The following is a 26,475-nucleotide window of genomic DNA, read 5'->3' on the forward strand; positions in this document are numbered from 1 at the left end:
TTACCGACTCTATCTCTGCGGAAAAAACCTGATAACCAAAAGCAAAGTTGCATCAGGATTCCACTCAGACAAGGTTAACGGTTATAGTGGCTATTATTAAGTGAAAAGTCCTGCTGAACAATGAAGTCAAAAAAGGAGTCATCATGACCTGGGAGTATGCGCTTATTGGGTTGGTTGTTGGTATCGTGATTGGCGCGGTAGCTATGCGCTTTGGCAACCGCAAATTGCGTCAGCAGCAAGTGCTGCAAAATGAGTTGGAGAAGAGCAAAACAGATTTGGAGGAGTACCGTCAGGAACTGGTTGGGCACTTCGCCCGCAGTGCTGAGTTGCTGGATAATATGGCTCGCGACTACCGCCAGCTCTATCAGCATATGGCGAAAAGCTCCAATAACTTATTACCGGACTTACCGTTGCAGGATAATCCATTCCGCTACCGTCTGACCGAATCTGAGGCCGATAATGATCAGGCACCAGTGAAAATGCCACCTCGCGATTACTCTGAAGGGGCATCGGGCTTATTACGCCCAGAGCATCAGACCCGCGATTAAGCACATATATACCATGCTGACTACGCAATTGTAGTCAGCACATTTACACTTCTATACTCACCTCTCCTTGAATTGCTCCACAGCGAACCTTATATCAAGCGGTATCTCAGGCTACTTATTTTAAGGTAACAGTAGCCTTTTGAAATAAGTGAATTTTTTAGCTAACTCAGAGTCTGAATTTACAACGGGCCTGTAACAGCCATCCACCCTATTCATTCACCGTTAGGTATTGAGAGAGTTTAAATCAATGAAGAAAAAGTCATTATTTCTTAGTGCGCTGGCAATGAGTGTCGGCTTAGGTCTCGCTAGTGTTCCTATGGTGAACGCCGCAGCACTTCCAGCGGCCGTGGCCGGGCAGGCAGTTCCTAGCCTGGCGCCGATGTTGGAAAAAGTTTTGCCCGCTGTTGTCAGCGTTCATGTCTCTGGAACACAAGCACAGCAGCAGCGTTTGCCAGAAGAGTTCAAATTCTTCTTTGGCCCCAATGCACCAGCCGGTAAAGAGAGCAACCGTCCCTTCGAAGGGCTGGGGTCTGGCGTCATTATTAATGCTGAAAAAGGTTATGTGCTGACCAATAATCACGTGATCAATAATGCGGATAAAATTCGTGTTCAGCTCAATGATGGTCGTGAATATGATGCCAAACTACTGGGCCGTGATGAGCAAACTGACATCGCGTTATTGCAGTTAACTGATGCCAAGAATCTGACATCCATTAAAATTGCTGACTCCGATAACCTGCGGGTGGGTGATTTTGCGGTCGCAGTCGGTAACCCATTTGGTTTGGGGCAAACCGCGACTTCAGGGATCATTTCCGCCTTGGGTCGTAGTGGCCTGAACCTCGAAGGGTTGGAAAACTTTATCCAGACTGACGCCTCCATCAACCGTGGTAACTCTGGTGGTGCCCTGGTTAACCTCAATGGCGAATTGATTGGGATTAACACCGCGATTCTGGCACCGGGCGGCGGTAACATCGGTATCGGCTTCGCGATCCCAAGCAACATGGCGCAGAATCTCAGCCAGCAGTTGATTGAATTTGGCGAAGTGAAACGCGGGCTGTTGGGTATCCGTGGTAGCGAAATGACGGCGGACATGGCAAAAGCCTTTAATATCGATGCTCAGCGTGGCGCATTCGTCAGTGAAGTATTGCCAAAATCAGCCGCATCTAAAGCGGGCATCAAAGCAGGTGATGTGTTGGTCTCCGTTGATGGTAAGCCAATAAGCAGCTTTGCGGAATTGCGCGCCAAAGTGGGCACCACTGGGCCGGGTAAAGCCATTAAAGTTGGTTTGCTCCGCGATGGAAAACCACTTGAAGTGACGGTCACGCTGGAGAACAGCAGCCCAACGTCAACCAGTGCAGATACCTTATCTCCATCATTGCAAGGTGCATCCCTGAGTAATGGCGAGATCAAAGGCGGTAGCAAAGGGGTTAAGGTTGAGAGCGTCACTAAAGGCTCACCAGCCGCACAGTCTGGTTTGCAGAAAGATGATGTGATTATTGCCGTAAACCGTGTGCGGGTTCAGGATATCGCCCAATTACGGAAAGCTATCGAAGCCAAACCTGCTGTAATCGCACTGAATATTGTGCGTGGTGACGAGAATATTTATCTGTTAATTCGCTAATTTGCAGAAAAATCGGACACAGCACCATGCTGTGTCCGCCAAACTCATGCTATTCTCCTGATATCCATTCATTCACGCCTTAAACCTCATGTTTCTTAAGCTATTGCGTTCAATTGTTTTGGGGCTAATTGTCGCCGGTATTTTACTGGTCGCAATGCCTATGCTTCGTAATCCGGGTCACTTTTTTTCCGGTAACAGCAGTAGCTTAGATGAAGAGACACCCGCCAGTTATAACCAAGCGGTGCGCAGAGCAGCACCAGCAGTCGTTAATGTGTATAACCGTAGCTTAAGCCCGACACAAGATGGGCTGGCCATTCGTACACTAGGTTCTGGTGTTATCATGAGTGATAAGGGTTATATCCTGACCAATAAGCACGTTATCAATAATGCTGAACAGATCATTGTGGCATTACAGAATGGTCGTATATCAGAGGCACTCCTGGTGGGTTCAGATAATCTGACCGACTTAGCCGTTTTGAAAATTGATGCGGTGAATCTGCCGGTCATTCCCATCAATATTAATCGTATACCCCATGTTGGTGATGTCGTGCTGGCCATCGGTAACCCCTATAATCTGGGTCAGACGGTCACTCAAGGGATCATCAGCGCGACCGGGCGTATTGGCTTGAGTGCTTCCGGGCGGCAAAACTTTCTCCAGACAGATGCCTCAATCAATCAGGGTAATTCCGGTGGTGCGCTGGTGAATACCTTGGGCGAATTAATGGGGATTAATACCTTATCTTTCGATAAAAGCAGCAACGGTGAAACACCAGAAGGTATTGGTTTTGCTATTCCAACCGCGCTGGCGACCAAAGTCATGGAAAAGCTGATTCGTGACGGGCGGGTGATCCGTGGCTATATCGGCGTGACTGGCGAGGAGTATCCTCCCTTCAATGCCAGCGGTAATGGTTCATCAGACCGGATACATGGCATTAAAGTGAATAGAATATCGCCAGATGGCCCGGCGGCGAAAACCGACCTGCAAGTGGGTGATATCATTCTTAGCGTGAATAACAAACCTGCAACGTCCGTGATTGAAACTATGGATCAGGTTGCAGAGATCCGCCCCGGCACCACAATTCCGGTCTTATTCTTGCGTAATGGTCAGCAAATGACAATGCAGATAACTATCACGGAATTCGATCAAAATGCGGAGCTTAGTAGCCAGCAAGAGACACTACAGCCATAATTTTTAGTCAAAAAAATGCCAGCTCGGAACTCTCGGCTGGCATTTTTATTGGTCTGATTGAGCGGATATTTATTCGCCCTTCACACGCTCAATTTTGGCACCCAACGCACGCAGTTTATCTTCGATACGTTCGTAGCCACGATCAATATGATAGATACGATCAACGATAGTGATCCCATCAGCGATACAGCCCGCCAATACCAAACTGGCAGAAGCACGTAGATCGGTTGCCATCACCTGAGCACCGGACAGTTGCTCAACGCCATAACAAATCACAGTATTACTCTCAATTTCCGCATGTGCGCCCATACGGATCAGCTCAGGCACGTGCATGAAACGGTTCTCGAAGATAGTTTCGGTGATAACCCCCGTCCCCTCCGCCACCAAATTTAATAAGCTGAACTGAGCCTGCATATCTGTTGGGAAACCTGGGTGTGGCGCAGTGCGGATTGTCACCGCTTTAGGGCGCTGCCCATGCATGTCGAGGCTGATCCAATCATCACCAACTTCAATATCAGCGCCTGCTTCGCGTAGCTTAGCCAATACTGCATCCAACGTATCAGGGCGGGTCTGACGACAGACAACTTTGCCGCCAGAGATAGCCGCTGCAACCAGGAAAGTGCCGGTTTCAATGCGGTCAGGCAGCACACGATAAACACCACCACCCAAGCGCGCAACGCCCTCGATGGTAATGCGGTCGGTTCCTGCACCGCTGATTTTAGCACCCAGCGTATTTAGGAAGTTCGCGGTATCGACAATTTCTGGCTCACGGGCTGCATTTTCAATCACCGTGGTGCCTTCAGCCAAAGTCGCAGCACTCATAATGGTCACTGTTGCGCCAACGCTAACTTTGTCCATCACGATATGCGCGCCTTTCAGGCGGCCATTGACCGAGGCTTTCACGTAGCCCTCTTCCAGCTTAATTTCAGCACCCAGCTGTTCTAAACCCGTGATATGCAAATCAACCGGACGGGCGCCGATAGCGCAACCGCCGGGCAAAGAGACCTGCCCTTTACCAAAACGAGCAACCAGTGGCCCCAACGCCCAAATAGAGGCGCGCATGGTTTTGACTAAATCATAAGGCGCACAAAACTCATTCACATCACGCGCGTCAACAAAAACAGAACCCAAGCTATCGCGCTCAATTTTGGTGCCTAATTGGCCAAGCAACTTAATAGTGGTATCAATGTCTTTTAGCTTTGGGACATTTTGCAGCTCTACCGGCTCTTCAGCTAACAACGCAGCAAACAATATTGGCAATGCGGCGTTTTTCGCTCCGGAAATAGTGACTTCACCGCTTAGGCGAGTCCGCCCCTGCACACGAAATTTATCCATTGTGACCACTCTCTGTTGTCAAATTCGAATTCACTGCCCGCCTTAGCACTGTTTACGATAACCTTAAACAGCCCACCAGCCAGCAGTATTAAAAGCCGTTTAGTTTGCGATCCCGTTGCCACTCTTGCGGCGTATAAGCCTTAATCGATAAGGCATGAATACGGTTATCAGCGAGATATTCCATCAAAGGCGCATACACAGCCTGCTGTTTTTTCACCCGGCTCATGTCGGCAAACAACTCACCAACTGCAATCACCTGAAAGTGGCTGCCATCACCGGTAACATGCGCTTCTTGTAGTGCCAATGCTTGCATCAGCACGTCTTTAATTTCGTTAGTATCCATAAGATTCTTTCTATTTTATGAGGATCATGGTTTTTAAGGGGAGCATAGCTAGCCAAACATATTAGTGGAATACGGCGTGCTCCGAAACTAAAGAAAAGCCCCTGTCTCATTATTATGTTCAGGGGCCTAAAAACTTTAGTTTTTTGTTTTGGAAATAGGCGACACAAAAGCTCGCCGGCTTAATTCCACTGGCTACGTGCTGACTGTTTCTACCGGAATGACATCCCGAAGGTTGTACAGCTCAATCAGAGTCGACAACCGATCACTGACACCGGTAATGATCAGTGAGACCCCTTGTTTGCTTCGCAGTTCACGAAAGTGCACCAGTAACGCCAAACCGGATGAATCGACACGCTGTAATTGGCTGACATCAATATGGGTTTTATCCACCAGCAGTGCCTCGCGCTGCTGCCAAAGAGGCAACAGCGTTTCACGATCTAACTCACCTTGCAGTACCAGCGTTTCCTGCTGGGAGTGCCAGCTCAGTTCATTTGCCATCATTATTTCTTTTCTAAGGTAATCGGCTGTTTCGCTGCAATCAGCAGCTGTTGAGTCAAGCCATCAACACCTTTCTGGCGCAGGATAGATGCCCACTCATTTTGCTTGGTGCTGATCATGCTAACCCCTTCGGCTATCATGTCATACGCCTGCCAGTTGCCCGTTTGGCTATTTTTACGCCATTGGAAATCTAAGCGCACCGGTGGGCGACCATTGGAGTCAAGGATAGTCACACGGATAGCCACAATATTAGCATCACCCAGTGGTTGGTCTGGTGCAACGTCGTAAGTTTGGCCGTGGTACAGCGCCAATGCCTGGCCATATGCCTGTTCCAGATATTGGCCAAATGCATTGAAGTAAGCTTCACGTTGCGCTGGTGTTGCCGCTTTATAATAGCTACCAAGCACCAGTGCGCCGGCATACTTGATCTGGACAAATGGCAACAGCTCTTCACGGACGATGGTGCGTAAATAATCTGGGTTTTGTTTGATCTTAGGTTGTTCAGTTTTCAGGCGCGTGAATGTTCTTTGCGCCGCTTCATCCATCAGACGGTACGGGTTGGTTTGATCGACAGCATTTGCCAGTGGGGCAACCACCAGCAATGCGACCATAAGTAAGCGTTTAATCATTCAGATTCCCTTTTATGGATGTTGAGTTGCAGGCAAACTACCATTTGCGGCCGGTGTTGGTTCGCCAACTGTTGGCGCTGCTGGCTCACTCGCTGGCGCACCAGAATTACCATCCCCGCCACTTTTGTACAAGAACTGACCGATAAGATCTTCCAGAACCAGCGCTGATTTGGTGTCTTGGATCACGCCACCATCTTTCAAAATAGTAGTCCCCATGTCTGGCTCTTCAAACCCGACATTTAGCGCGAGGAACTGCTCACCTAATAAGCCGGAGGTGCGGACTGCCAGTGAACTGGTATCTGGGATATGGTTATAGCGCTGTTGGATATCTATCGCCACACGAGGACTGTAGTTTTTGAGATCCAGAGTAATATCTGCCACCCTCCCTACCACCACGCCACCAATCTTGACTGGCGAATTGATTTTCAGGCCACCAATGTTGTCAAAATTTGCGTAAATCCGGTAAGTTGGCTGATTGCCCACCGATTTAATGTCTGCCACTTGCAGGCAGAGGAATATGACCGCCAGTATCGCAATCAGTATAAACGCGCCTACCCAGACTTCACTTCTCTTCGTTTGCATCGACTCAGTTCCCAAACATCAGTGCTGTCAGCACAAAATCTAATCCCAATACCGCCAGCGATGAATGCACCACGGTACGGGTCGTTGCCCGGCTAATCCCTTCAGAGGTTGGGATCGCATCATAACCATTGAACAGCGCAATCCAGGTCACGGTAATGGCAAATACCAGACTCTTAATCAGGCAATTCAGTAAATCTGTACGCCACTCAACCGCATTCTGCATCGCCGACCAGAAGAAACCGCCGTCTATCCCCTTCCAGTCAACACCGACCACCGAGCCGCCCCAGATACCCACGGCAACAAAAATCGCGGTCAATAATGGCATACTGATAAGACCCGCCCAGAACCGGGGCGCGACCACCCGCCGCAGCGGATCGATAGCCATCATCTCCAGGCTGGAGATCTGCTCTGTGGCTTTCATCAGGCCAATCTCAGCGGTCAAGGCAGAACCCGCGCGACCAGCGAACAGCAGCGCCGTCACCACCGGCCCCAGTTCACGTAGCAGTGACAGTGATACCATCATGCCGAGACTGGATTCCGCGCTATAGGTAGTCAGGATCAAAAAGCCTTGTAACCCCAGAACCATGCCGATAAACAGACCGGAAACCACAATAATCAGCAGGGATTGCACCCCGACGCTATACAGCTGCTTGACCAATAATGGCCACTGTTTTCGCGGTTCAGGCCGCCCAACGAGGGCATTGAACAGCATTAAACCTGCGCGACCAAAGGAGGCGCAGACATTAATGCCCCGACGACCTAAAGACGCTAACAATTCGACTAACATGAATACTCCATCAACCTAATAGCTCGGTTTTATAATCTCCGGCGGGGAAGCGGAAAGGCACCGGCCCGTCGGCAATACCATCAAGGAACTGGCGCACCCGCATATCGTCGTTGGCTTGTAACTGTTCAGGTGTTCCTTCAGCAATAACATGCTGATCTGCAACAATATAGGCATAATCGGCAATGCTGAGCACTTCGGGTACATCATGGGAGACCACCACACAGGTGACGCCCAGCGCATGATTCAGCTCATCAATCAGCTTTACCAGCACACCCATGGTAATGGGATCCTGGCCGACAAACGGCTCATCAAACATAATCAATTCAGGATCAAGAGCAATCGCCCGCGCCAATGCCGCACGACGCGCCATACCGCCAGAAAGCTCTGCGGGCATCAGATTAGCCGCGCCACGCAACCCCACCGCTTCCAGCTTCATCATCACCGTGCTGTGCAGCAGCTCTTCTGGCAAACGACTATGTTCGCGCAGTGGAAAAGCCACGTTTTCGAAGACGGTTAAATCAGTAAATAGCGCCCCGGATTGGAATAACATGCTCATTTTCTTGCGCACATCATACAAACGCTGACGTGAAAGCGTCGGAATATTATCACCATCAAACCAGATTTCGCCGGCATCTGGAGCAAGTTGCCCACCAATCAGACGCAGCAGCGTGGTTTTACCTATACCTGAAGGCCCCATAATTGCAGTCACTTTGCCGCGCGGGACCGTCATATTGATATCGGCGAATATCGGACGCTCACCACGGGTGAAACTCATCCCCTGGATCTCTATCAAATTCGACGCCATTTGATTCATTATCATTCGTCCTTTGAGCCTTTTATTACTCATTCAGCCACCAATGCTACATCAAATGGCCGCAACGAGCGCAATTGGAAGTAGTTTGGCAATTTATTACCGTTTTTTCGTAGCCAAAGTTGCCATAAGTTTTACTTTTCTGACTCTCGCAGTCAAAATTAGAGCCTAAGCAAAAATAAGTGCGAACACCTATTGTCAGCCATTTTTTGCCAACGGGCTATCTGTTACCAGCAGCCAATGGATCAGGATTATACCTAATAAAGGACTCTGCATGTTTCTTGCGATAACACTATTAATCATTGGTTTGGTTTTATTAGTGTATGGCGCTGATCGATTAGTCTACGGCGCTGCGGTGTTATCCCGCTCTTTTGGTATTCCTCCGCTCATTATCGGGATGACCATTGTGGGGATCGGCACATCGCTGCCAGAGTTGATTGTTTCGGTGACTGCGGCCCTCAATAACCAAACCGATATGGCGGTCGGCAATGTGCTTGGCTCCAACATTACCAATCTGTTGCTGATTGTGGGTGGGGCCGCCTTAATACGCCCGTTGACCGTGCGCTCAGAGATTTTGCGCCGTGAATTACCCTTAATGTTGGTGGTCACGGTGCTGTGTGGCTTCCTGTTGGCCGATAATCATCTCAGCCGTGGGGATGGGATTATTTTGCTGCTGGCGGCGGCGGCATTTATTGTCCTGATGCTGAAAATTGCGCGACTGGCCCATGCGGAGGGAAGTGACATCCTGACCCGCGAACAGCTGGCTGAATTGCCGCAGGACAGTAGCACCACCGTGGCCTTATTGTGGTTAGTGCTGGCCTTCATTATTTTGCCGCTGTCAGCCAAAATGATTATCGATAACGCGACAGTTATTGCCCGAGTCGCTGGCGTCAGTGAGCTGGTGATTGGGTTGACCGTGATTGCTATCGGCACCAGTTTGCCTGAATTGGCGACCTTCATTGCTGGCGCGTTGAAAGGCGAAGATGATATGGCGGTCGGTAATATCATCGGATCGAACATTTTTAATATTGTGATTGTGTTAGGTGTACCTGCGCTGTTGTCCCCAGGTGATATCAACCCGGAAGCTTTTCAGCGGGATTATTGGGTGATGCTCGGTGTCAGCGTGATATTCACGATCCTTTGCCTGGGCCGTAAACATCGAATCGGCCATATGGCGGGTGCTCTGTTATTATGTGGGTTTATTGCTTATCTTGCGGTGCTGTTCTTCGCCCCTTTTAGTGTGGCGTAACATAAACGAGCTACCTAAAGTAGTGCCACACAAAACAGTGCTGCTAAAGCAGCGCTATAAAAAACAATGGCCACGTAAGACATTGACTCATAAAACATTGGCTGCATAAAAAATGCTGCTACGGGAACCAAATATGTCTTCTTTTGATTCGCAACCAAGAATGGATTTTCAGCAGGCGGGTAAACAGGTATTACACATTGAGCGCGAAGGGCTGGCACAGCTCGATCAATACATTAATGACGACTTTTCCAGCGCCTGCGAAGCGATATTTAATTGTCATGGCAAAGTTGTGGTGATGGGGATGGGTAAATCGGGCCATATTGGCTGCAAAATTGCGGCGACCTTTGCGAGCACCGGTACGCCTGCATTTTTTGTCCATCCGGCGGAAGCCAGTCATGGCGACCTTGGCATGGTCACGCCGCAAGATATCGTCTTGGCCATCTCCAATTCAGGTGAATCCAACGAAATTCTGGCGCTGATCCCGGTACTCAAGCGCCAGAAAATCAAGCTGATCTGCATGAGTAATAACCCTGAAAGCACCATGGGTAAAGCCGCCGATATTCACTTATGCATTAAAGTTCCGCAAGAAGCTTGCCCACTGGGTCTGGCCCCCACCACCAGTACCACCGCCACTTTGGTCATGGGCGATGCCCTCGCCGTGGCATTGCTACAGGCGCGCGGGTTCACCCAGGAAGATTTTGCCCTCTCCCATCCGGGCGGAGCACTTGGGCGCAAGTTGCTGTTGCGAATCAGCGATATCATGCACACTGGCGCGGAGATCCCACACGTCAGCCCTGATGCTTCATTGCGTGATGCACTACTGGAAATTACTCGGAAAAATCTGGGTTTAACCGTAATCTGTGACGATCTGATGATGATTAAGGGTATCTTTACCGACGGTGATTTGCGCCGGGTATTCGATATGGGCGTTGATTTGAATAGTGCGAAAATCGCCGACGTCATGACCAGCGGCGGTATTCGAGTTCGTCCGACCATGTTGGCGGTCGATGCACTCAACCTGATGGAGTCACGTCATATTACGGCGGTGTTGGTGGCTGACGGTGAGCAACTGCTTGGCGTGGTGCATATGCACGATATGCTAAGAGCCGGAGTGGTTTAACAAAGGATAAATTATGAGCAGCACCGTCTATTTGGACACATGCTACGGCCCAGTCGCTGACAGTGTTATGCAACGCGCGGCAAACATTCGCCTGCTCATCTGTGATGTGGATGGCGTGATGTCCGATGGCCTGATTTATATGGGGAATCAGGGCGAAGAGCTGAAAGCGTTTAATGTGCGTGATGGCTATGGTATCCGCTGCCTGATAACCTCAGGTATTGAAGTGGCGATTATCACCGGCCGCCGCGCCAAATTACTGGAAGACCGCGCTAACACCTTAGGCATTACCCACCTTTATCAAGGGCAATCTGATAAGCTGGTCGCCTATAATGAATTGTTGCAAGCAGTAAACTGCCAACCTGAGCAGGTGGCTTATATTGGCGATGACCTGATTGATTGGCCAGTGATGGCGCAAGTGGGGTTATCTGTCGCGGTGGCGGATGCCCATCCGTTACTGCTTCCCAAAGCGCATTATGTGACACAAATTAATGGCGGGCGCGGTGCAGTGCGCGAGATATGTGATTTGATATTATTGGCCCAGGATAAACTCGACGGCGCCAAAGGATTGTCGATATGAGTAAAACAAGACTATGGATAACCCTATCTCTGGCATTGATTGTTTTGATATTGATTGGCTGGAATATGTCCGGGTTTAACCAGCAGGACACGCAAACAGTGGCGGATAATAATGAGCCATCTTCACAAAGCCAGCATACTGTGACTGTGGTGTTTAATCCGGTCGGGCAGTTGAATTATAAATTGGTCGCGGAAGAGGTGCAGAACTTCAACGCCCAGCAACTGACCTGGTTTACCAAGCCGGTCATGACGATGTTTGGTGATAATGCGGTTGCTACCTGGACAGTGCGGGCAGACCGCGCCAAGCTGACTGATGATAAAATGCTCTATTTGTATGGTCATGTTGAGGTCGATAGCCTGACTCCAGATGCACAATTAAAGAAAATTAAAACTGATAACGCCCAGGTTAATTTGATCACTCAGGATGTATCCTCAGACGATGAAGTTACCCTCTTTGGTGTTGGATTCACGTCTAACGGCATGAAAATGCGCGGGAACTTGCGGGACAAAACCGCTGAGCTGATTGAAAAGGTTAAAACCTCTTATGAAATCCAAAAATAAAATTCGCCATCTTTTGCTTGCCAGTTCACTTTTGGCCGCAAGCCTGCCAGCACTGGCTTTAACCGGTGATACTGATCAGCCCGTTAATGTGGTCTCCGGCAAGCAAGCGCTGGATATGCAGGCGAATACAGTCACCTTTACTGACAACGTGATTATCAAGCAAGGCACTATCGAGATTAAAGCGGATAAAGTGGTTGTCACCCGCCCTGGTGGTGATCAGAGCAAAATGGTCATTGAAGGTTTTGGTAACCCGGTCACCTTCTACCAGATGCAAGACAGCGGTAAGCCGGTCAAAGGCCATGGTCAAAAACTGCGTTACGAAGTCGCGAATGACTTTGTGGTGTTGACTGGCAATGCTTATCTGGAGCAACTTGATAGCAATATCAAAGGTGATCGCATCACTTATCTGGTGAAAAAACAGCATATGGAAGCCTTCAGTGACAAAGGCAATCGCGTCACAACCGTACTATTACCGTCCCAATTACAAGACAAAGGGCCAGCAGCTTCAGGCCAAAAGAAGAGTAAGTAATCATTTATGGCAACATTAATCGCAGAAAAGCTGGCTAAGGCGTACAAAGGCCGTAAAGTGGTCGAAGACGTGAGCCTGAGTGTAAAGTCCGGTGAAATTGTCGGCCTGCTTGGGCCAAACGGCGCAGGTAAGACCACCACCTTTTATATGGTTGTCGGCATTGTCCAGCGTGACGCCGGGCGCATTGTGATTGATGACGAAGATATCAGCCTCTTGCCACTCCATGAACGCGCCCGTCGCGGCATTGGTTATTTACCGCAAGAAGCTTCCATCTTCCGCCGCCTGAGTGTATTTAACAATCTGATGGCGGTGCTGGAAATCCGTAAAGACCTCACAGCTGAGCAGCGCCAGGAAAGGGCTGATGAGTTGATGGAAGAGTTTCATATCACCCATCTACGTGACAGCCTGGGGCAGTCACTCTCTGGTGGTGAACGCCGCCGTGTTGAAATTGCCCGCGCATTGGCGGCAAATCCTAAGTTTATTCTGCTGGATGAGCCATTTGCCGGGGTTGACCCAATTTCTGTTATTGATATCAAAAAAATTATTGAGCATCTGCGCGACAGTGGTCTTGGTGTACTGATTACCGACCATAACGTGCGTGAAACGTTAGACGTTTGTGAGCGGGCTTATATTGTAAGCCAAGGGCACTTAATCGCTCACGGCACACCACAGGAAATTTTGGCTGACGAACAAGTTAAACGTGTCTATCTGGGCGAAGAGTTCCGTCTCTAATCTTCTTCCAATACAGATCGTTAAGCCGTTTTCAGCCATTAAGGAAAATTGATACCGCATTATGAAGCAAGGTTTGCAACTCAAGTTCAGCCAACAACTGGCAATGACTCCGCAGCTTCAACAGGCTATTCGTCTGTTGCAACTCTCTACACTTGAACTCCAGCAGGAGATTCAGTTAGCGCTGGAGAGCAACCCTCTGCTTGAGCAAACGGATCTTCATGAAGAGATAGACGCCAAAGAAACAGTAGACAGTGAATCGCTTGATACTCGCGAAGCGCTGGAACAAAAAGATATGCCAGAAGAGTTGCCACTGGATGCCACCTGGGATGAGATCTACACCGCAGGTACACCATCAGGAATGGGCAACGATTACAGTGATGATGAGTTGCCGGTCTATCAGGGCGAAACCACCCAAACACTGCAAGATTATCTCATGTGGCAGGTAGATTTGACCCCATTCTCTGAGACCGATGCCGCCATCGCGACCTCCATTGTCGATGCAGTTGATGAAACCGGCTATCTCACCGTTCCGCTGGAAGATATTCTGGAAAGCATGGGTGACGAGAACATCGCGCTAGACGAAGTCGAAGCCGTACTCAAGCGGATACAGCACTTTGATCCCATTGGCGTGGCAGCGCGCAACCTGCGTGAATGTCTGTTGGTGCAGCTATCGCAATATGCCAAAGAGACCCCTTATCTTGCCGAAGCTCGCTTGGTCGTTAGCGATTATCTGGATTTGCTAGGCAACCATGATTTCCGCACAATGATCCGTTTAAGTCGGCTAAAAGAAGATACACTTAAGGAAGCGATCGCCCTGATTCAGTCACTGGACCCACGACCGGGTCAGTCGATCAATACCGGCGAATCTGAGTATGTCATTCCCGATGTTTTGGTCCGTAAAGACAAAGATCAATGGACGGTCGAGCTAAATGCCGATAGCATTCCACGCCTAAAAATTAATCAACACTATGCTGCCATGGGTAGCAATACTCGTAATGATAGCGACGGGCAGTTTATCCGCAGCAATCTGCAAGAGGCAAAATGGTTGATAAAAAGCCTTGAAAGCCGCAATGAAACGCTGCTGAAGGTTGCGCGTTGTATTGTAGAGCAGCAGGTCGCATTTTTTGAAAATGGGCCAGAGTTTATGAAACCCATGGTGCTGGCTGACATTGCCCAGGCCGTAGATATGCATGAATCGACCATCTCCCGCGTGACCACGCAGAAGTTCCTGCACAGTCCTCGGGGGATTTTCGAGCTGAAATATTTCTTCTCCAGTCACGTCAATACCGAGAGCGGAGGCGAAGCCTCTTCCACCGCAATTCGTGCACTGGTGAAAAAATTGGTTGCGGCAGAAAACCCTGCCAAACCCCTTAGCGACAGTAAGCTAACCACACTATTATGTGAACAAGGCATCATGGTGGCACGGCGAACCGTCGCGAAGTACCGAGAGTCGTTATCCATCCCGCCGTCGAATCAACGTAAACAGTTGGTTTGACCTGAACTGAGAAGGAAGAGACTATGCAGCTCAATATTACCGGACATCATGTTGAAATAACCGAAGCATTACGTGAGTTTGTTAACACTAAATTTGCCAAACTTGAGCAATATTTTGATCGCATTAACCAAGTGTACGTGGTTTTAAGTGTCGAAAAAGTAAAACAAATTGCAGAAGCCACGGTACATGTGAATGGAGGCGAGTTGCACGCAAGTTCAGAGCAGGAAGATATGTACGCCGCAATTGATATTTTGGTTGATAAACTGGCCCGCCAGTTGAACAAGCATAAAGATAAATTGAAACAACATTAAGAATCCTTGTAGCTATTATACCTAACGAAGGTTCTATACGCGCGACATAACCCGATCCAGCGGTGAAGAACAGATCACCGCTGGTTTGGGCTTAAAATAGCGCTTAAGTGAAAGATGAGATGATCAACGATCCAGCATTGCAATTAAGCTCGGTATTAAATATCGAGTGCACCAAAAGCTCCGTATATTGCTCAAGTAAAAAACGGGCTTTGGAAATTATCAGCGAGTTGGCTGCCAAACAGCTAAACCTGCCTTCACAGGTCGTTTTCGATGCTGTATTGACCCGTGAGCGCATGGGCAGTACCGGCATTGGTAGTGGCATCGCGATACCTCATGGCAAACTGGAGGAAGATACGCTGCGCGCCGTGGGTGTGTTTATCCGCCTGGAACAACCCATTGCCTTCGATGCTATTGATAATCAACCTGTTGATCTATTATTTGCCTTGTTGGTTCCGGCAGATCAATGTAAAACTCACTTACACACTTTGTCTTTAGTGGCCAAGCGATTAGCTGATAAAACAGTGTGTCGCCGTCTACGTGCAGCACACAGTGATGATGAGCTTTATCAAATCATTACAGAGTTGCCACCAGAAACGGCGTAAACGGGTAAAGGGTGCCTAGCAGCGCGGGTCTATTCGCAAACCCAGCTGTTATAGCCGGAATGTTGATTCGTAATAGTGGCGATGAGCGCCAAAGAGATACCAAGGGGAGTCACTCACATGGTGCTGATGATTGTCAGCGGCCGTTCCGGTTCAGGGAAGTCTGTTGCTTTACGCGCATTGGAAGATATGGGCTTTTATTGTGTCGATAACTTACCCGTGGTTCTGCTGCCGCAGTTGGCAAACACACTTGCCGGTAGGAATATCTCAGCGGCAGTGAGCATAGACGTGCGCAATATGCCGGAATCTCCTGAGGTATTTGAACATGCCATGACTCAATTGCCAGACAGTTTCTCACCGCAGTTGCTGTTTTTGGATGCTGACCGCAATACCTTGATTCGTCGCTACAGTGATACCCGCCGCCTGCACCCGCTTTCGGCTAAAAATCTGTCATTAGAAAGTGCTATTGATGAAGAGAGTATCCTGCTAGAGCCTCTGCGCTCACGGGCTGATCTGGTTATTGATACCTCAGAAATGTCAGTGCACGAGTTAGCTGAGATGCTGCGTACCCGCCTGCTGGGTAAACGTGAGCGCGAACTGACGATGGTGTTTGAGTCATTTGGCTTCAAGCACGGGATTCCCATTGATGCCGATTATGTTTTCGACGTACGTTTCCTGCCGAACCCACACTGGGACCCGAAACTACGTCCGATGACCGGTCTGGACAAGCCTGTAATCTCCTTCCTCGATCGCCATACCGAAGTACACAACTTTATTTACCAGACTCGCAGCTATCTGGAACAGTGGCTGCCCATGCTGGAAACCAATAATCGCAGTTATCTGACGGTTGCCATTGGTTGTACCGGCGGTAAGCACCGCTCGGTCTATGTAGCTGAACAATTGGCAGATTATTTCCGCGCTCGTGGCAAAAATGTCCAATCACGCCACCGTACTCTGGAAAAACGTAAATAATGACCGTCAAACAGACCGTTGAGATCAAGAACAAGTTGGGGATGCACGCCAGACCCGCAATGAAATTGTTCGAGCTGGTTCAGAGTTTTGATGCAGAAGTGATGTTACGTAATGACAGCGGGACCGAAGCCGAAGCCAGCAGTGTGATTGCACTGCTGATGCTAGACTCCGCTAAAGGCCGCCAGATTGAGGTTGAAGCGACCGGCCCTGATGAGATTCAGGCGCTGAGTGCAGTTATTGAGTTGTTTAATTCGGGGTTCGACGAGGACTAAGATTAGCGGCACACTTGCTGCTTAATATTTCCGATAGCCGCGTTTATTGGTTATTTATGATCAATATGCGGCTAAAATAGATCAGCAATAATTTTATTGCGCCACATCTGATTATTATCCATAAAAATAAAATCTAATTATTTAAGCTACAAATCAATTTGTGTAATTAATCATCAGTTTTATAATCAACCTCGAATAACAACTTGATTCAGAATGATAAATTGCAAGTGATAAGTTTCTAACATCGAATATGCCCATAGCATCTTATTGATATTCATATAGCTACTGATGTCATCGGCGCTGGCGTTTATGTATTCGCTAAGAAATATGAGTTCAAACAGGAAATTATCTCGCTAGCGATTGTTGTCTCACTGCTCATTGCATTAGTGACGATCCCCGCCATTTTGCAACTGTTTCCCATTTGAAACCAAACCCAACAAGTAATCGTTTGCTAATCATAAAAAATGCGGCTTTTGCCCCTTGCAGAGAAATGGCACACGAGTATAATTCGCCACAATTTGCCGGGAGATATGATGAAAAGCTGCTTAGATTTCACTCAAAATCGTCGTTTTGTTGAAAATGACCCAATTGAGGGTCGACAAAATGGCCAGCCAGCAGGCAGCAAACTGCCGTGGTTTCTCCCGTTGCTAAACCGATCCTGTAAGGCCCCTCGTTGAGGGGCTTTTTTTTGTCTGTCGATCAGGCCGAATTGCACCTTAACTGCATTACAACCGATTAAAAGCCCGCGACCACGGGCAGTCACAGAGGAGAGCGAAAAATGGCCAACCCGTTGTATCACAAGCATATCATCTCAATTAATGACTTATGTCGCGATGACCTGGAGCTGGTGCTACGTACCGCCGCCAGCCTGAAGAACCACCCGCAACCTGAGCTGTTAAAACATAAAGTGATCGCCAGTTGCTTTTTCGAAGCCTCAACCCGCACCCGTCTGTCGTTTGAAACCTCGATTCATCGCCTGGGTGCATCCGTGGTCGGTTTCTCTGACAGCAGTAATACGTCGCTGGGCAAAAAAGGCGAGACACTGGCCGATACCGTGTCGGTGATCAGCACCTATGTGGATGCCATCGTCATGCGCCACCCACAGGAGGGCGCGGCCCGACTGGCGGCACAATTCTCCGGCAATATACCGGTGGTCAATGCCGGTGATGGTGCAAACCAGCATCCGACGCAAACCCTGCTCGATCTCTTCACCATTCAGGAGACCCAAGGGCGGCTGGATAACATTAATATTGCTATGGTCGGTGACCTGAAATATGGCCGCACTGTGCATTCACTGACCCAGGCGCTGGCAAAATTCGACGGCAACCGCTTCTTCTTTATCGCCCCGGATGCGCTGGCAATGCCCGCCTATATCCTGCAAATGTTGGATGAAAAAGGGATCAAATACAGCCTGCACCAAAGCATTGAAGAGGTGGTCGCGGATCTGGATATTCTCTACATGACTCGCGTACAAAAAGAGCGCCTTGACCCGTCAGAATACGCCAATGTCAAAGCACAATTTGTCCTGCGTGCTGCGGATTTGAATGGCGCGCGGGATAATCTCAAAGTGCTGCACCCACTGCCACGGATTGATGAGATCACCACTGATGTCGATAAAACGCCTTACGCCTACTATTTCCAACAGGCAGGTAATGGGATTTTTGCCCGCCAGGCGCTGCTGGCTCTGGTCTTAAACGCTGAATTGGCTCTTTGAGGGAGAATTGAACATGACTCAGGATTACAAACTACAGGTTGAAGCAATTAAATGTGGCACCGTGATTGACCATATTCCGGCGCAGATCGGATTCAAATTGCTATCGCTATTCAAACTGACCGCGACAGATCAACGTATTACCATCGGCTTGAATTTGCCCTCTAAGCGCTCAGGTCGTAAGGATCTGATTAAGATAGAAAATACTTTCCTGACTGAGCAACAAGCCAACCAATTGGCGATGTATGCCCCAGACGCAACCGTCAACCGCATCGATAATTACGAAGTGGTGAAGAAACTCACCCTCAGCCTGCCAGAGCAGATCGACGGCGTCCTCACCTGCCCGAACAGCAACTGCATCAGCCATAATGAGCCGGTCGACTCCAGCTTCAAAGTGAAAGCCAAATTGGGCGAGATCCACCTGAAGTGCCAATATTGCGAGAAAGAGTTCGATCACCAGGTGGTTCTGCAAGCGGATTAAGTACTGTAAATGGATGACAAGCTGTAAGCGAATTAACACGGCGGCCGGTAGCAAACTTAGTTCGCGCGGGTTGCCGTTATTCATCCCAGCTTTATAATGATGGAAATAATGATACCCATTAGATTTCATGATGCAGCCAACACACCTGTAACCTGAAATATGACGGGTATATCTTTTCTGCATCACGTAAACCAGGAGTCACCATGTCACGCATTATTAGCACTGAACTCGCCCCTGCCGCCATTGGCCCTTATGTCCAGGGGGTTGATCTGGGCAGCATGATCTTCACTTCCGGCCAGATCCCGGTTGACCCTAAAACCGGTCTGGTAGCTGATGATGTTTCAGCTCAGGCGCGTCAGTCACTGGAAAATGTGAAAGCTATCGTCGAAGCGGCGGGCCTGAAAGTTGCCGATATCGTGAAAACCACGGTATTCGTGCAAGATCTGAATGATTTCAGCACAGTTAACGCCACTTACGAAGCCTTCTTCAATGAGCACAGCGCGCCATTCCCTGCGCGTTCATGTGTTGAAGTGGCGCGTCTGCCGAAAGATGTCAAAATCGAAATCGAAGCTATCGCGGTACGTCGTTAATTCTGCTGTCATTGCGTATACGGTAGGTGATTGCCAGCCGTCAGACGGATGACAAACCTCAATGACTCGATCTGGAACGGTGAGGGCAGGTGGAAGAGTAAAGCGTCCGCGCCACGGATGGCGCGGCTCGAGCCTCCAGGGACGGATTTACGGCGTCTTTACGATCTGCCTGTTCTCTCCGCCACTGACGCTTTGTCATTAACTTCACGGCTGGTGATTGCCAGCCGTGTTTTGTTGCTCCTCCATAAATACTTCCGCCCCCTTTTCCCTGTGCGCCATGGCAGATCATCATGCTAATGATGTGGCAATTTTCTGCCCATCAATAAAGCAGCAGACTCACTGATTGCACCCTAATAGTGCTGAAATCGCGCTAACTCCCCCTATTTTGCCTGTTTTACGAGCTGGCACAGTTTATGCGTAATCCTCACTACAGCCTGTTCTGTTTGCGAGGTGATAATGCTGAACATCGACCTTTCCGCATCACGATTTTTCGATGAAATGTTACTGGCGCAGGGGCAACACCGAAGCCATTACGACGCCTACTGGCAATGGTTGCAACAGGCCGATCAACTGACGATTGCGCGTAAGCGTGAAGAAGCTGCACTGCTGTTTCACCGGGTGGGCATCACCTTCAATGTGTATGGTGACGATGATGGCGCAGAGCGTTTAATCCCGTTCGATAGCGTGCCACGTATTATTCCCGCCAGTGAATGGCAGATGTTGGACCGTGGCATTCGCCAACGTGTTCAAGCGCTGAATGCGTTTTTACATGATATTTACCACGATCAACACATTCTAAAAGCAGGGATTATTCCGGCTGAACAAGTGCTAGCCAATGACCAATATCAGCCCTGTATGCAAGGGGTGAACCTGCACCGCGACACCTACGCACACATCATTGGCGTGGATATGGTTCGTAATAGCGATGGCCTCTATTATGTGTTGGAGGATAATCTGCGCACCCCATCCGGCGTCTCCTATATGCTGGAAAACCGCAAAATGATGATGCGGCTCTATCCGGAACTGTTTGCGCAACAACGTATCGCCCCGGTTGAGCGCTACCCTTCTCATCTGTTGCAAACACTGCGCGAAAGCACGCCCGTTAACGATCCTACCGTGGTGGTGCTGACCCCAGGCCGCTTTAACAGTGCCTATTTTGAGCACAGTTTTTTAGCGCAGCAGATGGGAGTCGAGCTGGTTGAAAGCGCTGATCTGTTTGTCAAAGAGGGCGCGGTCTTTATGCGCACCACCGCCGGCCCTTGCAAAATTGATGTTATCTATCGGCGCGTGGACGACGCCTTCCTCGACCCACTGGCTTTCCGCCCTGACTCCATGCTAGGTGTCCCCGGACTGCTATCAGTCTATCGGGCAGGTGGGGTGGTATTGGCTAACGCAATTGGTACTGGCGTTGCAGATGATAAATCTATCTATCCGTATGTGCCGGAGATGATTCGTTTTTACCTTGCCGAAGATCCTATTCTGGCGAATGTCCCCACCTGGCAATGCCGCCAACCTACTGATTTATCTTATGTCTTGGCTAATCTGGATCAGATGGTGGTGAAAGAAGTTCATGGCGCAGGGGGCTATGGCATGTTGATCGGCCCCGCGGCCACCCAAGCGGAGATTGCCCAATTCCGCCAGTTGCTACTCGCGCGACCACAAAACTACATTGCACAAGAGACCCTCGCTCTCTCCACCTGCCCGACCTTTGTGAACAATGGCCTTGCCCCACGCCACATTGATCTGCGCCCTTTTGCCCTCTCCGGCGCGGAAATTCGTCTCGTGCCCGGCGGCCTGACCCGTGTGGCACTGGCGGATGGCTCACTGGTGGTTAACTCCTCGCAAGGCGGCGGCACCAAAGACACTTGGGTATTGGAGGATGATGCATGTTAAGCCGAACAGCCAGCGAGCTTTATTGGATGGCCCGTTATCTTGAGCGGGCAGAGAACATCACCCGAGTGCTGGATGTCACCAACCGGCTATCGATGATGCCCACCAGCACCCGCGTGAATTTTGATCTATTGGTGCCTCTCAGTCTGAGCAACACGCAGGCCCTGTTTGCCGAACACTACCCGCAGGTGTCGATGACCCACCTGCTGAATTTTTTCGTGCTCGACAGCCATAACCCCAGCAGTATTTTTAGCTGCTTACAGATGGCCTGGAACAATGCCCATGCGGTGCGCGGCAGCTTGTCATCCGAGGTATGGGAAAGTATCAACGCCACCTGGATTGAGATGAAACAGCTGCGCCGACAGGGGATCAGCGCCGCCGGTATCGATGCCTTTTTTGACTGGGTTAAGGAGCGCTCACATCTCTTTCGTGGTGCGGTTTACGGCACTTTACTGCGCAGCGATGCACTCTATTTTATTCGTCTGGGCACCTTGATTGAGCGGGCTGACAGCACTGCTCGCCTGTTGGATGTCAAAAACCAATTGCTGGATAACGACGATGATCCGGTGCGCGAATACTACCGCATGGACACCTTATTGCGGGCCGTCAGTGCGCGTGAGGCATACCACAGCTTGTACAAACAGCAACTTAGCCGCGAGGCGATTGCGGAACTGCTGATTTTACGCAATGAGATCCCCCGCTCCCTGCTGGCCTGCATCAGCGACATGGAGCAGCAGTTGGAATTGATTGGCGGCAGCCGCAGTCATCAGCCACGACGGTTGGTCAGCATCTTGCTTGCCGAGCTGCGTTTTAGCAGCATTAACGATGTGATGGCCGATGGCCTACACATTTATCTGATGGATTTTTTAGGCAAGATCAATGCGATCGCTGACAGCATTCGTCAAACCTATCTGGAGGTCCAATGAGACTGAATGTCGATCACAGCACCCACTACACCTATGCACAACAAGTGCAGCACAGCACGCAGTATCTGCGCCTGACGCCACAGGATTCTGCCCACCAGCGGATTTTGTCCTGGCAACTGACCTTGCCGGAAGATGCCATTCGCACCACTGACGCTTTTGGCAATGTGCTGCACGTACTGACACTGGATAAACCCCATCAAGCCATCACTATTCAGGCGCAGGGGGTGGTGGAGATTGAAGATAACGTGGAGGATGACAGTGGCGACCACCTCTCCCCACTGGTGTTTCTGCGCCACAGCCCACTGACTCAGCCCGATTTCGCCATCCGCCAATTTGCATCCGGTTATTGTCAGGGCGTGACCCATGCGGATGCACAATTGGATTGCCTGACACTGATGATGGGCGAACTGCTGGCAAAAATGCCCTACAGCCCCGGCACCACCACGGTCCAGGACAGCGCAGCCCAAGCTTTTGCCGCCGGGCAAGGGGTATGTCAGGATCACACCCACGTCTTTCTTGCCTGTTGCCGAAGTTTAAATATTCCAGCACGCTATGTAAGCGGCTATCTTTATACAGAATCCTCCAGCCATGTCGCGACCCATGCTTGGGCAGAAGTGTGGCTGGATGGGCATTGGCAGAGCTTTGACGTCACCAATAACACCTGCCAACCGAATCAGCATTTGAAACTGGCGGTGGGCATAGATTATCTGGATGCTTGCCCAGTGCGCGGCATTCGCCGAGGCGGTGGCTATGAGGATATGCAAACCATTGCTGCCGTGCATATGTTATCGACCCCACGACGTGATATGTCGCAATAAAAGGATACTGTTCAATGACTTACTGCGTGGCCATGCGGCTGTCGTCCGGGTTAGTGTTTGCTTCCGACTCCCGAACCAACGCCGGAGTGGATCATATTTCCACTTTTCGTAAATTGCATCTGTTCCAGCAACAGGGCGAACGAACACTGGTGGTGCAAAGCGCGGGCAATTTGGCGACCACACAGAGTATTGTTAGCTTGCTACAACGCCGCTGTCTCGATCCAGAACAAATCAACCTGATGAATGTCGGTTCAATGTACGAAGCCGCCACCCTGATAGGTGAAACGGTGCGTGAGGTGATTAACCGAGACAGCGGCGCGCAGCAAAACAGCGGCGGCACAGATTTCAACTGTAACCTGTTGTTAGGTGGCCAGATTAAGGGGGAAGGGCTACGACTGTTCCACATCTATCCGCAGGGTAATTTTATTGAAGCCACCCAGGACACCCCCTATTTTCAGATTGGCGAAAGTAAATATGGTAAGCCCATTATTGACCGCGTGTTGAGCTACGAAACCCCGCTGGATCAGGCGATGCAATGTGCACTGATTTCGATGGACTCGACTTTGCGCAGTAATTTGTCAGTGGGCTTGCCGCTGGATGTGATGATCTACCCCCTCGACAGTTTCAGCACTGCTCAGCAGTATAGGATCACCGAGGAACACCCCTATTTTATGATGATCCGTAAGGGCTGGGGCGAGGGGCTAGTGAGTATTTTTGCGCAGTTACCGGGGTTGAAATTGGGGAGGTGATTCGGTTTTGGTGATAGGTTTCGGTTGATAATCGTTCAGGCGATTGGTTCGGTTGACATGATCTCGTGATTCGGTTCGGTTGTTAACGCTTCACGGCTTGCCTTGCCTGCATAATAGATCGGATCTGGTTTCGGTTGATAGTCGTTCAGTAATCACCTGACCCTCGTCGCCTCAACCGAGCAGGAGGGCAGGCCGGCCCTCCTGCACCTGCGGCTTGCGCGAAATATTACTGCTATTCGCAGTGCCCTCCGGCAGCTTGCCGGCTAATCGAACCGGGGCTGACTCGCTCCCAGCTCGACAGCCCCTTTCGCCGCGTCCATGCGGCTCATTCGGCCTGCAATCTTTGTCGGCAATATTCCTGATTGCGCTTAAGGTCAAAAGAGAAAGTCAAAATCAAAACCCTGTTTTTAGGTTTTGAAGTTAAAAGCACATTTGAGCTGCCGAGTGAAGAATGAAGGTAGGACGCGAGGCATGGATGCCGAGCGAGCCGTGCTTGAGCAGGAGCGAATCACGGCGGTCCGTCAGCGTAATGATGAGCGAGGGCACCCACGAAGTGGGCAAGCGATACGTGCGCTAGCGCAGGGGTTCCAAGGGGGTTACGCGCTTGTAACCCCTTTGGCGGTTGGTTCATCGGAGGCAAGGTGAGCGGTGACGCTTTAACAACCGAACCTACCACTAACTGAATATCAACCGAAACAAGATCCGATCTATTGCGCAGGCAAGGTGAGCACTGAAGCTTCAACAACCGAACCTACCACTAACCGAATATCAACCGAAACCAGATCCGATCCAACTGAACTGATTTGAACTGAACTGATTTGAATTAACTCATCCCTTGATCCAATAACCCCCCTCATACCCCCGCAACACCATCTCCTGCGGTTGGAAGGCGCTTTCACCGTAGCTGCTCATCAATAGTTGCCAGTTGCCATCCAGCTCAATCCCCTCTGGCTGCCATGTCTTCGGTTCATCACTCAAATTCGCCACCACCAACAACTGCTTACCTTGCCAACTGCGCAAATAGCACCATAAGTCCTGATTTTGTGGACAAAGATCCTGATAATCGCCAAACGTGAACACATCATGTTGCTTACGCAGGGCGATTAAGTATTGGTAGGCATAAAACACTGAGTCAGCATCTGCCAGTGCAGCATCGACATTGATATCACCATAGTTATTGCATGGCTCAATCCATGGTGTCCCCTGGCTGAATCCCGCATTGCGGCTGTGGTCCCACTGCATCGGCGTTCGGCCATTATCGCGGGATTTCACGGCCAGGATCGCCAATAACTCATCAGGTTCGCGCCCTTTGGCACTCAGCTCAGCAAACATATTCAGGCTTTCTACATCACGGTATTGGCTGATAGAGCTAAAGTTAGGATTGGTCATTCCAATCTCTTCGCCCTGATAGATATAGGGGGTGCCCTGCATACCGTGCAGCACCATCGCCAGCATCTTGGCCGCCGGCAGACGCAATGCACCTTCATCGCCAAAGCGCGACACAATGCGCGGCTGATCGTGGTTGCACCAGAACAGCGCATTCCAGGCGCGATTATGCATCCCCTGCTGCCACTGGTTAAAAATCTGCTTTAGCTCAACCCTGTCCGGCGGCATCAGCGACCACTTCTCGCCATTGAGATAATCCACTTTCAGATGATGAAAGTTAAAGGTCATCGATAGCTCATCGCCCCCTAATGCGGCATAACGCTGGCAATGTTCAAGGCGAGTGGAGGACATCTCGCCTACCGTCATCAGGCCGCAGGGTTGGAAGACATCGCGGCTCATCTCTTGTAAAAATTCGTGGATTCGGGGGCCATCGGTATAGAAACGGCGGCCATCGCCCTCAAAATCATCCGGGAAGTCCTGCTGTTTAGAAACCAGATTGATCACGTCCAGCCGCAAGCCATCGACACCAATATCGGCCCAGAACTCGCACACTTTTTTCAGTTCATCACGTACCGGCTGATGCTCCCAGTTCAAATCCGCCTGCTCGGCGGCGAACAAATGCAGGTAATATTGACCACTGGCGGCGTGCCATTGCCAGGCGTTACCGCCAAATTTCGAGCGCCAGTTATTCGGTAAGTTATCACCCTCACCATCACGCCAAATGTAGAACTGCCGATAAGGGCTGTTGCGATCCTGCGCAGCTTTAAACCAGGCGTGCTCGGTGGAGGTGTGGTTGAACACCATATCCATCACGATACGGATCCCGCGCTGATGGGCTTGTGCCACCAGATTTTTGAAGTCGTCCAGTGTGCCGTAAGCCGGGTCGATGGCGCAGTAATCCGCGACGTCATAGCCGTTATCCACCTGCGGCGAGAGATACACTGGCGTCAGCCAAATGGCGTCAATGCCCAGTTTTTGCAGATAATCCAAACGTTGCGTCACCCCCGCCAGATCACCGTAACCATTACCGGTGCTGTCCTGAAAACTCTTCGGGTAAATCTGATAAATGACGCCGTTTTGCCACCAAGGGATAGGATTATTCATAGCAGACTCTTTATTCGTAGAAAAACAGAAACCGTGGGAAAAATGACGCCGCCAGCGCATC

29 protein-coding genes are annotated in these 26,475 nt (G+C 50.0%); 21 read left to right on the forward strand and 8 right to left on the reverse strand.

Annotated elements, in window-relative coordinates; all coding sequences use genetic code 11:
• Positions 1 to 143: 143 nt before the first annotated feature.
• The 3 genes from zapG (at position 144) to degS (ending at position 3,358) form a co-directional block, all read left to right on the forward strand.
• Positions 144 to 548: a Z-ring associated protein ZapG gene (gene zapG, locus AACW11_RS06540; RefSeq protein WP_004714934.1), complete on the forward strand. Its 405-nt coding sequence runs from the start codon at positions 144 to 146 to the stop codon at positions 546 to 548.
• Positions 549 to 795: 247 nt separating this feature from the next.
• Positions 796 to 2,169 carry a serine endoprotease DegQ gene (gene degQ, locus AACW11_RS06545; RefSeq protein ID WP_212584130.1) on the forward strand — a complete coding sequence of 458 codons (1,374 nt, stop codon included), beginning with the start codon at positions 796 to 798 and terminating at the stop codon, positions 2,167 to 2,169.
• Between the two features lie 88 nt (positions 2,170 to 2,257).
• On the forward strand, positions 2,258 to 3,358 hold the full coding sequence (gene degS, locus AACW11_RS06550) for an outer membrane-stress sensor serine endopeptidase DegS (RefSeq protein ID WP_212584131.1): 1,101 nt from the start codon (positions 2,258 to 2,260) through the stop codon (positions 3,356 to 3,358).
• 69 nt (positions 3,359 to 3,427) lie between these two features.
• Here the strand turns inward: degS and murA are convergent, their stop codons facing one another.
• The 7 genes from murA to mlaF all read right to left on the reverse strand — a co-directional run bounded on the left by murA (position 3,428) and on the right by mlaF (position 8,346).
• Positions 3,428 to 4,693 (reverse strand): UDP-N-acetylglucosamine 1-carboxyvinyltransferase, encoded by a 1,266-nt coding sequence (gene murA, locus AACW11_RS06555; RefSeq protein WP_212584132.1) that lies wholly within the window; start codon positions 4,691 to 4,693, stop codon positions 3,428 to 3,430.
• An 88-nt stretch (positions 4,694 to 4,781) separates the two neighbouring features.
• The gene (gene ibaG / locus AACW11_RS06560) at positions 4,782 to 5,036 is read right to left on the reverse strand and encodes a BolA family iron metabolism protein IbaG (RefSeq protein ID WP_212584133.1); all 255 of its coding nucleotides are present in this window, start codon (positions 5,034 to 5,036) and stop codon (positions 4,782 to 4,784) included.
• A 192-nt stretch (positions 5,037 to 5,228) separates the two neighbouring features.
• Positions 5,229 to 5,534 carry a lipid asymmetry maintenance protein MlaB gene (mlaB, locus tag AACW11_RS06565; RefSeq protein ID WP_212584202.1) on the reverse strand — a complete coding sequence of 102 codons (306 nt, stop codon included), beginning with the start codon at positions 5,532 to 5,534 and terminating at the stop codon, positions 5,229 to 5,231.
• Positions 5,535 to 5,536: 2 nt separating this feature from the next.
• Positions 5,537 to 6,163, reverse strand: a complete 627-nt coding sequence (gene mlaC, locus AACW11_RS06570; protein WP_212584134.1) for a phospholipid-binding protein MlaC — start codon at positions 6,161 to 6,163, stop codon at positions 5,537 to 5,539.
• A 12-nt stretch (positions 6,164 to 6,175) separates the two neighbouring features.
• The gene (mlaD, locus tag AACW11_RS06575) at positions 6,176 to 6,745 is read right to left on the reverse strand and encodes an outer membrane lipid asymmetry maintenance protein MlaD (RefSeq protein ID WP_212584135.1); all 570 of its coding nucleotides are present in this window, start codon (positions 6,743 to 6,745) and stop codon (positions 6,176 to 6,178) included.
• 4 nt (positions 6,746 to 6,749) lie between these two features.
• A complete protein-coding gene (gene mlaE / locus AACW11_RS06580; RefSeq protein ID WP_212584136.1) occupies positions 6,750 to 7,532 on the reverse strand; it encodes a lipid asymmetry maintenance ABC transporter permease subunit MlaE in 783 nt (260 codons plus the stop codon).
• A 10-nt stretch (positions 7,533 to 7,542) separates the two neighbouring features.
• Positions 7,543 to 8,346 carry a phospholipid ABC transporter ATP-binding protein MlaF gene (gene mlaF, locus AACW11_RS06585; RefSeq protein ID WP_032898349.1) on the reverse strand — a complete coding sequence of 268 codons (804 nt, stop codon included), beginning with the start codon at positions 8,344 to 8,346 and terminating at the stop codon, positions 7,543 to 7,545.
• A 271-nt stretch (positions 8,347 to 8,617) separates the two neighbouring features.
• Between mlaF and AACW11_RS06590 the strand changes: the two genes are divergently transcribed.
• The 18 genes from AACW11_RS06590 to AACW11_RS06675 all read left to right on the forward strand — a co-directional run bounded on the left by AACW11_RS06590 (position 8,618) and on the right by AACW11_RS06675 (position 23,924).
• A complete protein-coding gene (locus tag AACW11_RS06590) occupies positions 8,618 to 9,592 on the forward strand; it encodes a calcium/sodium antiporter (protein ID WP_212584137.1) in 975 nt (324 codons plus the stop codon).
• 133 nt (positions 9,593 to 9,725) lie between these two features.
• The gene (gene kdsD / locus AACW11_RS06595) at positions 9,726 to 10,712 is read left to right on the forward strand and encodes an arabinose-5-phosphate isomerase KdsD (RefSeq protein ID WP_032898346.1); all 987 of its coding nucleotides are present in this window, start codon (positions 9,726 to 9,728) and stop codon (positions 10,710 to 10,712) included.
• 13 nt (positions 10,713 to 10,725) lie between these two features.
• Positions 10,726 to 11,289, forward strand: coding sequence for a 3-deoxy-manno-octulosonate-8-phosphatase KdsC (gene kdsC, locus AACW11_RS06600; RefSeq protein WP_212584138.1), 564 nt, complete (start codon positions 10,726 to 10,728; stop codon positions 11,287 to 11,289).
• Complete coding sequence (lptC, locus tag AACW11_RS06605; RefSeq protein WP_212584139.1) at positions 11,286 to 11,849, forward strand: LPS export ABC transporter periplasmic protein LptC; 564 nt, start codon at positions 11,286 to 11,288, stop codon at positions 11,847 to 11,849. Before kdsC ends, lptC begins: the two co-directional genes overlap by 4 nt.
• Positions 11,833 to 12,378 carry a lipopolysaccharide ABC transporter substrate-binding protein LptA gene (gene lptA, locus AACW11_RS06610; protein WP_032898344.1) on the forward strand — a complete coding sequence of 182 codons (546 nt, stop codon included), beginning with the start codon at positions 11,833 to 11,835 and terminating at the stop codon, positions 12,376 to 12,378. The genes lptC and lptA overlap by 17 nt, the downstream gene beginning before the upstream one ends.
• Before the next feature lie 6 nt (positions 12,379 to 12,384).
• Positions 12,385 to 13,110, forward strand: coding sequence for an LPS export ABC transporter ATP-binding protein (lptB, locus tag AACW11_RS06615; protein WP_005276593.1), 726 nt, complete (start codon positions 12,385 to 12,387; stop codon positions 13,108 to 13,110).
• 61 nt (positions 13,111 to 13,171) lie between these two features.
• Positions 13,172 to 14,605 carry an RNA polymerase factor sigma-54 gene (gene rpoN, locus AACW11_RS06620; RefSeq protein WP_212584140.1) on the forward strand — a complete coding sequence of 478 codons (1,434 nt, stop codon included), beginning with the start codon at positions 13,172 to 13,174 and terminating at the stop codon, positions 14,603 to 14,605.
• A 23-nt stretch (positions 14,606 to 14,628) separates the two neighbouring features.
• On the forward strand, positions 14,629 to 14,916 hold the full coding sequence (gene hpf / locus AACW11_RS06625) for a ribosome hibernation promoting factor (RefSeq protein ID WP_004874071.1): 288 nt from the start codon (positions 14,629 to 14,631) through the stop codon (positions 14,914 to 14,916).
• A gap of 119 nt (positions 14,917 to 15,035) precedes the next feature.
• The gene (gene ptsN, locus AACW11_RS06630) at positions 15,036 to 15,518 is read left to right on the forward strand and encodes a PTS IIA-like nitrogen regulatory protein PtsN (protein ID WP_212584141.1); all 483 of its coding nucleotides are present in this window, start codon (positions 15,036 to 15,038) and stop codon (positions 15,516 to 15,518) included.
• A gap of 117 nt (positions 15,519 to 15,635) precedes the next feature.
• Positions 15,636 to 16,487: an RNase adapter RapZ gene (gene rapZ, locus AACW11_RS06635; RefSeq protein ID WP_212584142.1), complete on the forward strand. Its 852-nt coding sequence runs from the start codon at positions 15,636 to 15,638 to the stop codon at positions 16,485 to 16,487.
• A complete protein-coding gene (npr, locus tag AACW11_RS06640; RefSeq protein WP_048617932.1) occupies positions 16,487 to 16,759 on the forward strand; it encodes a PTS phosphocarrier protein NPr in 273 nt (90 codons plus the stop codon). Before rapZ ends, npr begins: the two co-directional genes overlap by 1 nt.
• Positions 16,760 to 17,537: 778 nt before the next feature.
• Positions 17,538 to 18,473 (forward strand): aspartate carbamoyltransferase, encoded by a 936-nt coding sequence (gene pyrB, locus AACW11_RS06645; RefSeq protein WP_212584143.1) that lies wholly within the window; start codon positions 17,538 to 17,540, stop codon positions 18,471 to 18,473.
• 13 nt (positions 18,474 to 18,486) lie between these two features.
• Positions 18,487 to 18,951 carry an aspartate carbamoyltransferase regulatory subunit gene (pyrI, locus tag AACW11_RS06650; RefSeq protein ID WP_212584144.1) on the forward strand — a complete coding sequence of 155 codons (465 nt, stop codon included), beginning with the start codon at positions 18,487 to 18,489 and terminating at the stop codon, positions 18,949 to 18,951.
• Positions 18,952 to 19,154: 203 nt separating this feature from the next.
• Positions 19,155 to 19,541 (forward strand): 2-iminobutanoate/2-iminopropanoate deaminase, encoded by a 387-nt coding sequence (gene ridA / locus AACW11_RS06655; protein ID WP_212584145.1) that lies wholly within the window; start codon positions 19,155 to 19,157, stop codon positions 19,539 to 19,541.
• Positions 19,542 to 19,997: 456 nt separating this feature from the next.
• Positions 19,998 to 21,434 carry a circularly permuted type 2 ATP-grasp protein gene (locus AACW11_RS06660; RefSeq protein ID WP_212584146.1) on the forward strand — a complete coding sequence of 479 codons (1,437 nt, stop codon included), beginning with the start codon at positions 19,998 to 20,000 and terminating at the stop codon, positions 21,432 to 21,434.
• Entirely contained in the window at positions 21,428 to 22,357 is a 930-nt protein-coding gene (locus AACW11_RS06665; protein WP_212584147.1) for an alpha-E domain-containing protein, read from the forward strand. Before AACW11_RS06660 ends, AACW11_RS06665 begins: the two co-directional genes overlap by 7 nt.
• Positions 22,354 to 23,175: a transglutaminase family protein gene (locus tag AACW11_RS06670; RefSeq protein ID WP_212584148.1), complete on the forward strand. Its 822-nt coding sequence runs from the start codon at positions 22,354 to 22,356 to the stop codon at positions 23,173 to 23,175. The genes AACW11_RS06665 and AACW11_RS06670 overlap by 4 nt, the downstream gene beginning before the upstream one ends.
• A gap of 14 nt (positions 23,176 to 23,189) precedes the next feature.
• Positions 23,190 to 23,924: a proteasome-type protease gene (locus AACW11_RS06675; protein WP_212584149.1), complete on the forward strand. Its 735-nt coding sequence runs from the start codon at positions 23,190 to 23,192 to the stop codon at positions 23,922 to 23,924.
• 828 nt (positions 23,925 to 24,752) lie between these two features.
• On the opposite strand, the gene treC is transcribed toward AACW11_RS06675, so the two are convergent.
• Positions 24,753 to 26,414 (reverse strand): alpha,alpha-phosphotrehalase, encoded by a 1,662-nt coding sequence (treC, locus tag AACW11_RS06680; protein ID WP_212584150.1) that lies wholly within the window; start codon positions 26,412 to 26,414, stop codon positions 24,753 to 24,755.
• Positions 26,415 to 26,475: the final 61 nt, after the last annotated feature.

It is taken from the genome of Yersinia sp. Marseille-Q3913, from assembly GCF_963892745.1.
Classification (GTDB): domain Bacteria; phylum Pseudomonadota; class Gammaproteobacteria; order Enterobacterales; family Enterobacteriaceae; genus Yersinia; species Yersinia bercovieri.

What these genes read in the sequence shown, in the direction of transcription:
- degS (WP_212584131.1), top strand. Translation starts at nt 2,258, where the DNA reads ATGTTTCTTAAGCTATTGCGTTCAATTGTTTTGGGGCTAATTGTCGCC.
- rapZ (WP_212584142.1), top strand. Translation starts at nt 15,636, where the DNA reads ATGGTGCTGATGATTGTCAGCGGCCGTTCCGGTTCAGGGAAGTCTGTT.
- pyrB (WP_212584143.1), top strand. Translation starts at nt 17,538, where the DNA reads ATGGCCAACCCGTTGTATCACAAGCATATCATCTCAATTAATGACTTA.
- mlaE (WP_212584136.1), bottom strand. Translation starts at nt 7,532, where the DNA reads ATGTTAGTCGAATTGTTAGCGTCTTTAGGTCGTCGGGGCATTAATGTC.
- mlaD (WP_212584135.1), bottom strand. Translation starts at nt 6,745, where the DNA reads ATGCAAACGAAGAGAAGTGAAGTCTGGGTAGGCGCGTTTATACTGATT.
- mlaB (WP_212584202.1), bottom strand. Translation starts at nt 5,534, where the DNA reads ATGGCAAATGAACTGAGCTGGCACTCCCAGCAGGAAACGCTGGTACTG.
- degQ (WP_212584130.1), top strand. Translation starts at nt 796, where the DNA reads ATGAAGAAAAAGTCATTATTTCTTAGTGCGCTGGCAATGAGTGTCGGC.
- murA (WP_212584132.1), bottom strand. Translation starts at nt 4,693, where the DNA reads ATGGATAAATTTCGTGTGCAGGGGCGGACTCGCCTAAGCGGTGAAGTC.
- mlaC (WP_212584134.1), bottom strand. Translation starts at nt 6,163, where the DNA reads ATGATTAAACGCTTACTTATGGTCGCATTGCTGGTGGTTGCCCCACTG.
- AACW11_RS06590 (WP_212584137.1), top strand. Translation starts at nt 8,618, where the DNA reads ATGTTTCTTGCGATAACACTATTAATCATTGGTTTGGTTTTATTAGTG.
- kdsC (WP_212584138.1), top strand. Translation starts at nt 10,726, where the DNA reads ATGAGCAGCACCGTCTATTTGGACACATGCTACGGCCCAGTCGCTGAC.
- AACW11_RS06660 (WP_212584146.1), top strand. Translation starts at nt 19,998, where the DNA reads ATGCTGAACATCGACCTTTCCGCATCACGATTTTTCGATGAAATGTTA.
- treC (WP_212584150.1), bottom strand. Translation starts at nt 26,414, where the DNA reads ATGAATAATCCTATCCCTTGGTGGCAAAACGGCGTCATTTATCAGATT.
- AACW11_RS06675 (WP_212584149.1), top strand. Translation starts at nt 23,190, where the DNA reads ATGACTTACTGCGTGGCCATGCGGCTGTCGTCCGGGTTAGTGTTTGCT.
- hpf (WP_004874071.1), top strand. Translation starts at nt 14,629, where the DNA reads ATGCAGCTCAATATTACCGGACATCATGTTGAAATAACCGAAGCATTA.
- ibaG (WP_212584133.1), bottom strand. Translation starts at nt 5,036, where the DNA reads ATGGATACTAACGAAATTAAAGACGTGCTGATGCAAGCATTGGCACTA.
- ridA (WP_212584145.1), top strand. Translation starts at nt 19,155, where the DNA reads ATGTCACGCATTATTAGCACTGAACTCGCCCCTGCCGCCATTGGCCCT.
- mlaF (WP_032898349.1), bottom strand. Translation starts at nt 8,346, where the DNA reads ATGAATCAAATGGCGTCGAATTTGATAGAGATCCAGGGGATGAGTTTC.
- lptB (WP_005276593.1), top strand. Translation starts at nt 12,385, where the DNA reads ATGGCAACATTAATCGCAGAAAAGCTGGCTAAGGCGTACAAAGGCCGT.
- pyrI (WP_212584144.1), top strand. Translation starts at nt 18,487, where the DNA reads ATGACTCAGGATTACAAACTACAGGTTGAAGCAATTAAATGTGGCACC.
- AACW11_RS06665 (WP_212584147.1), top strand. Translation starts at nt 21,428, where the DNA reads ATGTTAAGCCGAACAGCCAGCGAGCTTTATTGGATGGCCCGTTATCTT.
- ptsN (WP_212584141.1), top strand. Translation starts at nt 15,036, where the DNA reads ATGATCAACGATCCAGCATTGCAATTAAGCTCGGTATTAAATATCGAG.
- npr (WP_048617932.1), top strand. Translation starts at nt 16,487, where the DNA reads ATGACCGTCAAACAGACCGTTGAGATCAAGAACAAGTTGGGGATGCAC.
- lptC (WP_212584139.1), top strand. Translation starts at nt 11,286, where the DNA reads ATGAGTAAAACAAGACTATGGATAACCCTATCTCTGGCATTGATTGTT.
- rpoN (WP_212584140.1), top strand. Translation starts at nt 13,172, where the DNA reads ATGAAGCAAGGTTTGCAACTCAAGTTCAGCCAACAACTGGCAATGACT.
- zapG (WP_004714934.1), top strand. Translation starts at nt 144, where the DNA reads ATGACCTGGGAGTATGCGCTTATTGGGTTGGTTGTTGGTATCGTGATT.
- AACW11_RS06670 (WP_212584148.1), top strand. Translation starts at nt 22,354, where the DNA reads ATGAGACTGAATGTCGATCACAGCACCCACTACACCTATGCACAACAA.
- lptA (WP_032898344.1), top strand. Translation starts at nt 11,833, where the DNA reads ATGAAATCCAAAAATAAAATTCGCCATCTTTTGCTTGCCAGTTCACTT.
- kdsD (WP_032898346.1), top strand. Translation starts at nt 9,726, where the DNA reads ATGTCTTCTTTTGATTCGCAACCAAGAATGGATTTTCAGCAGGCGGGT.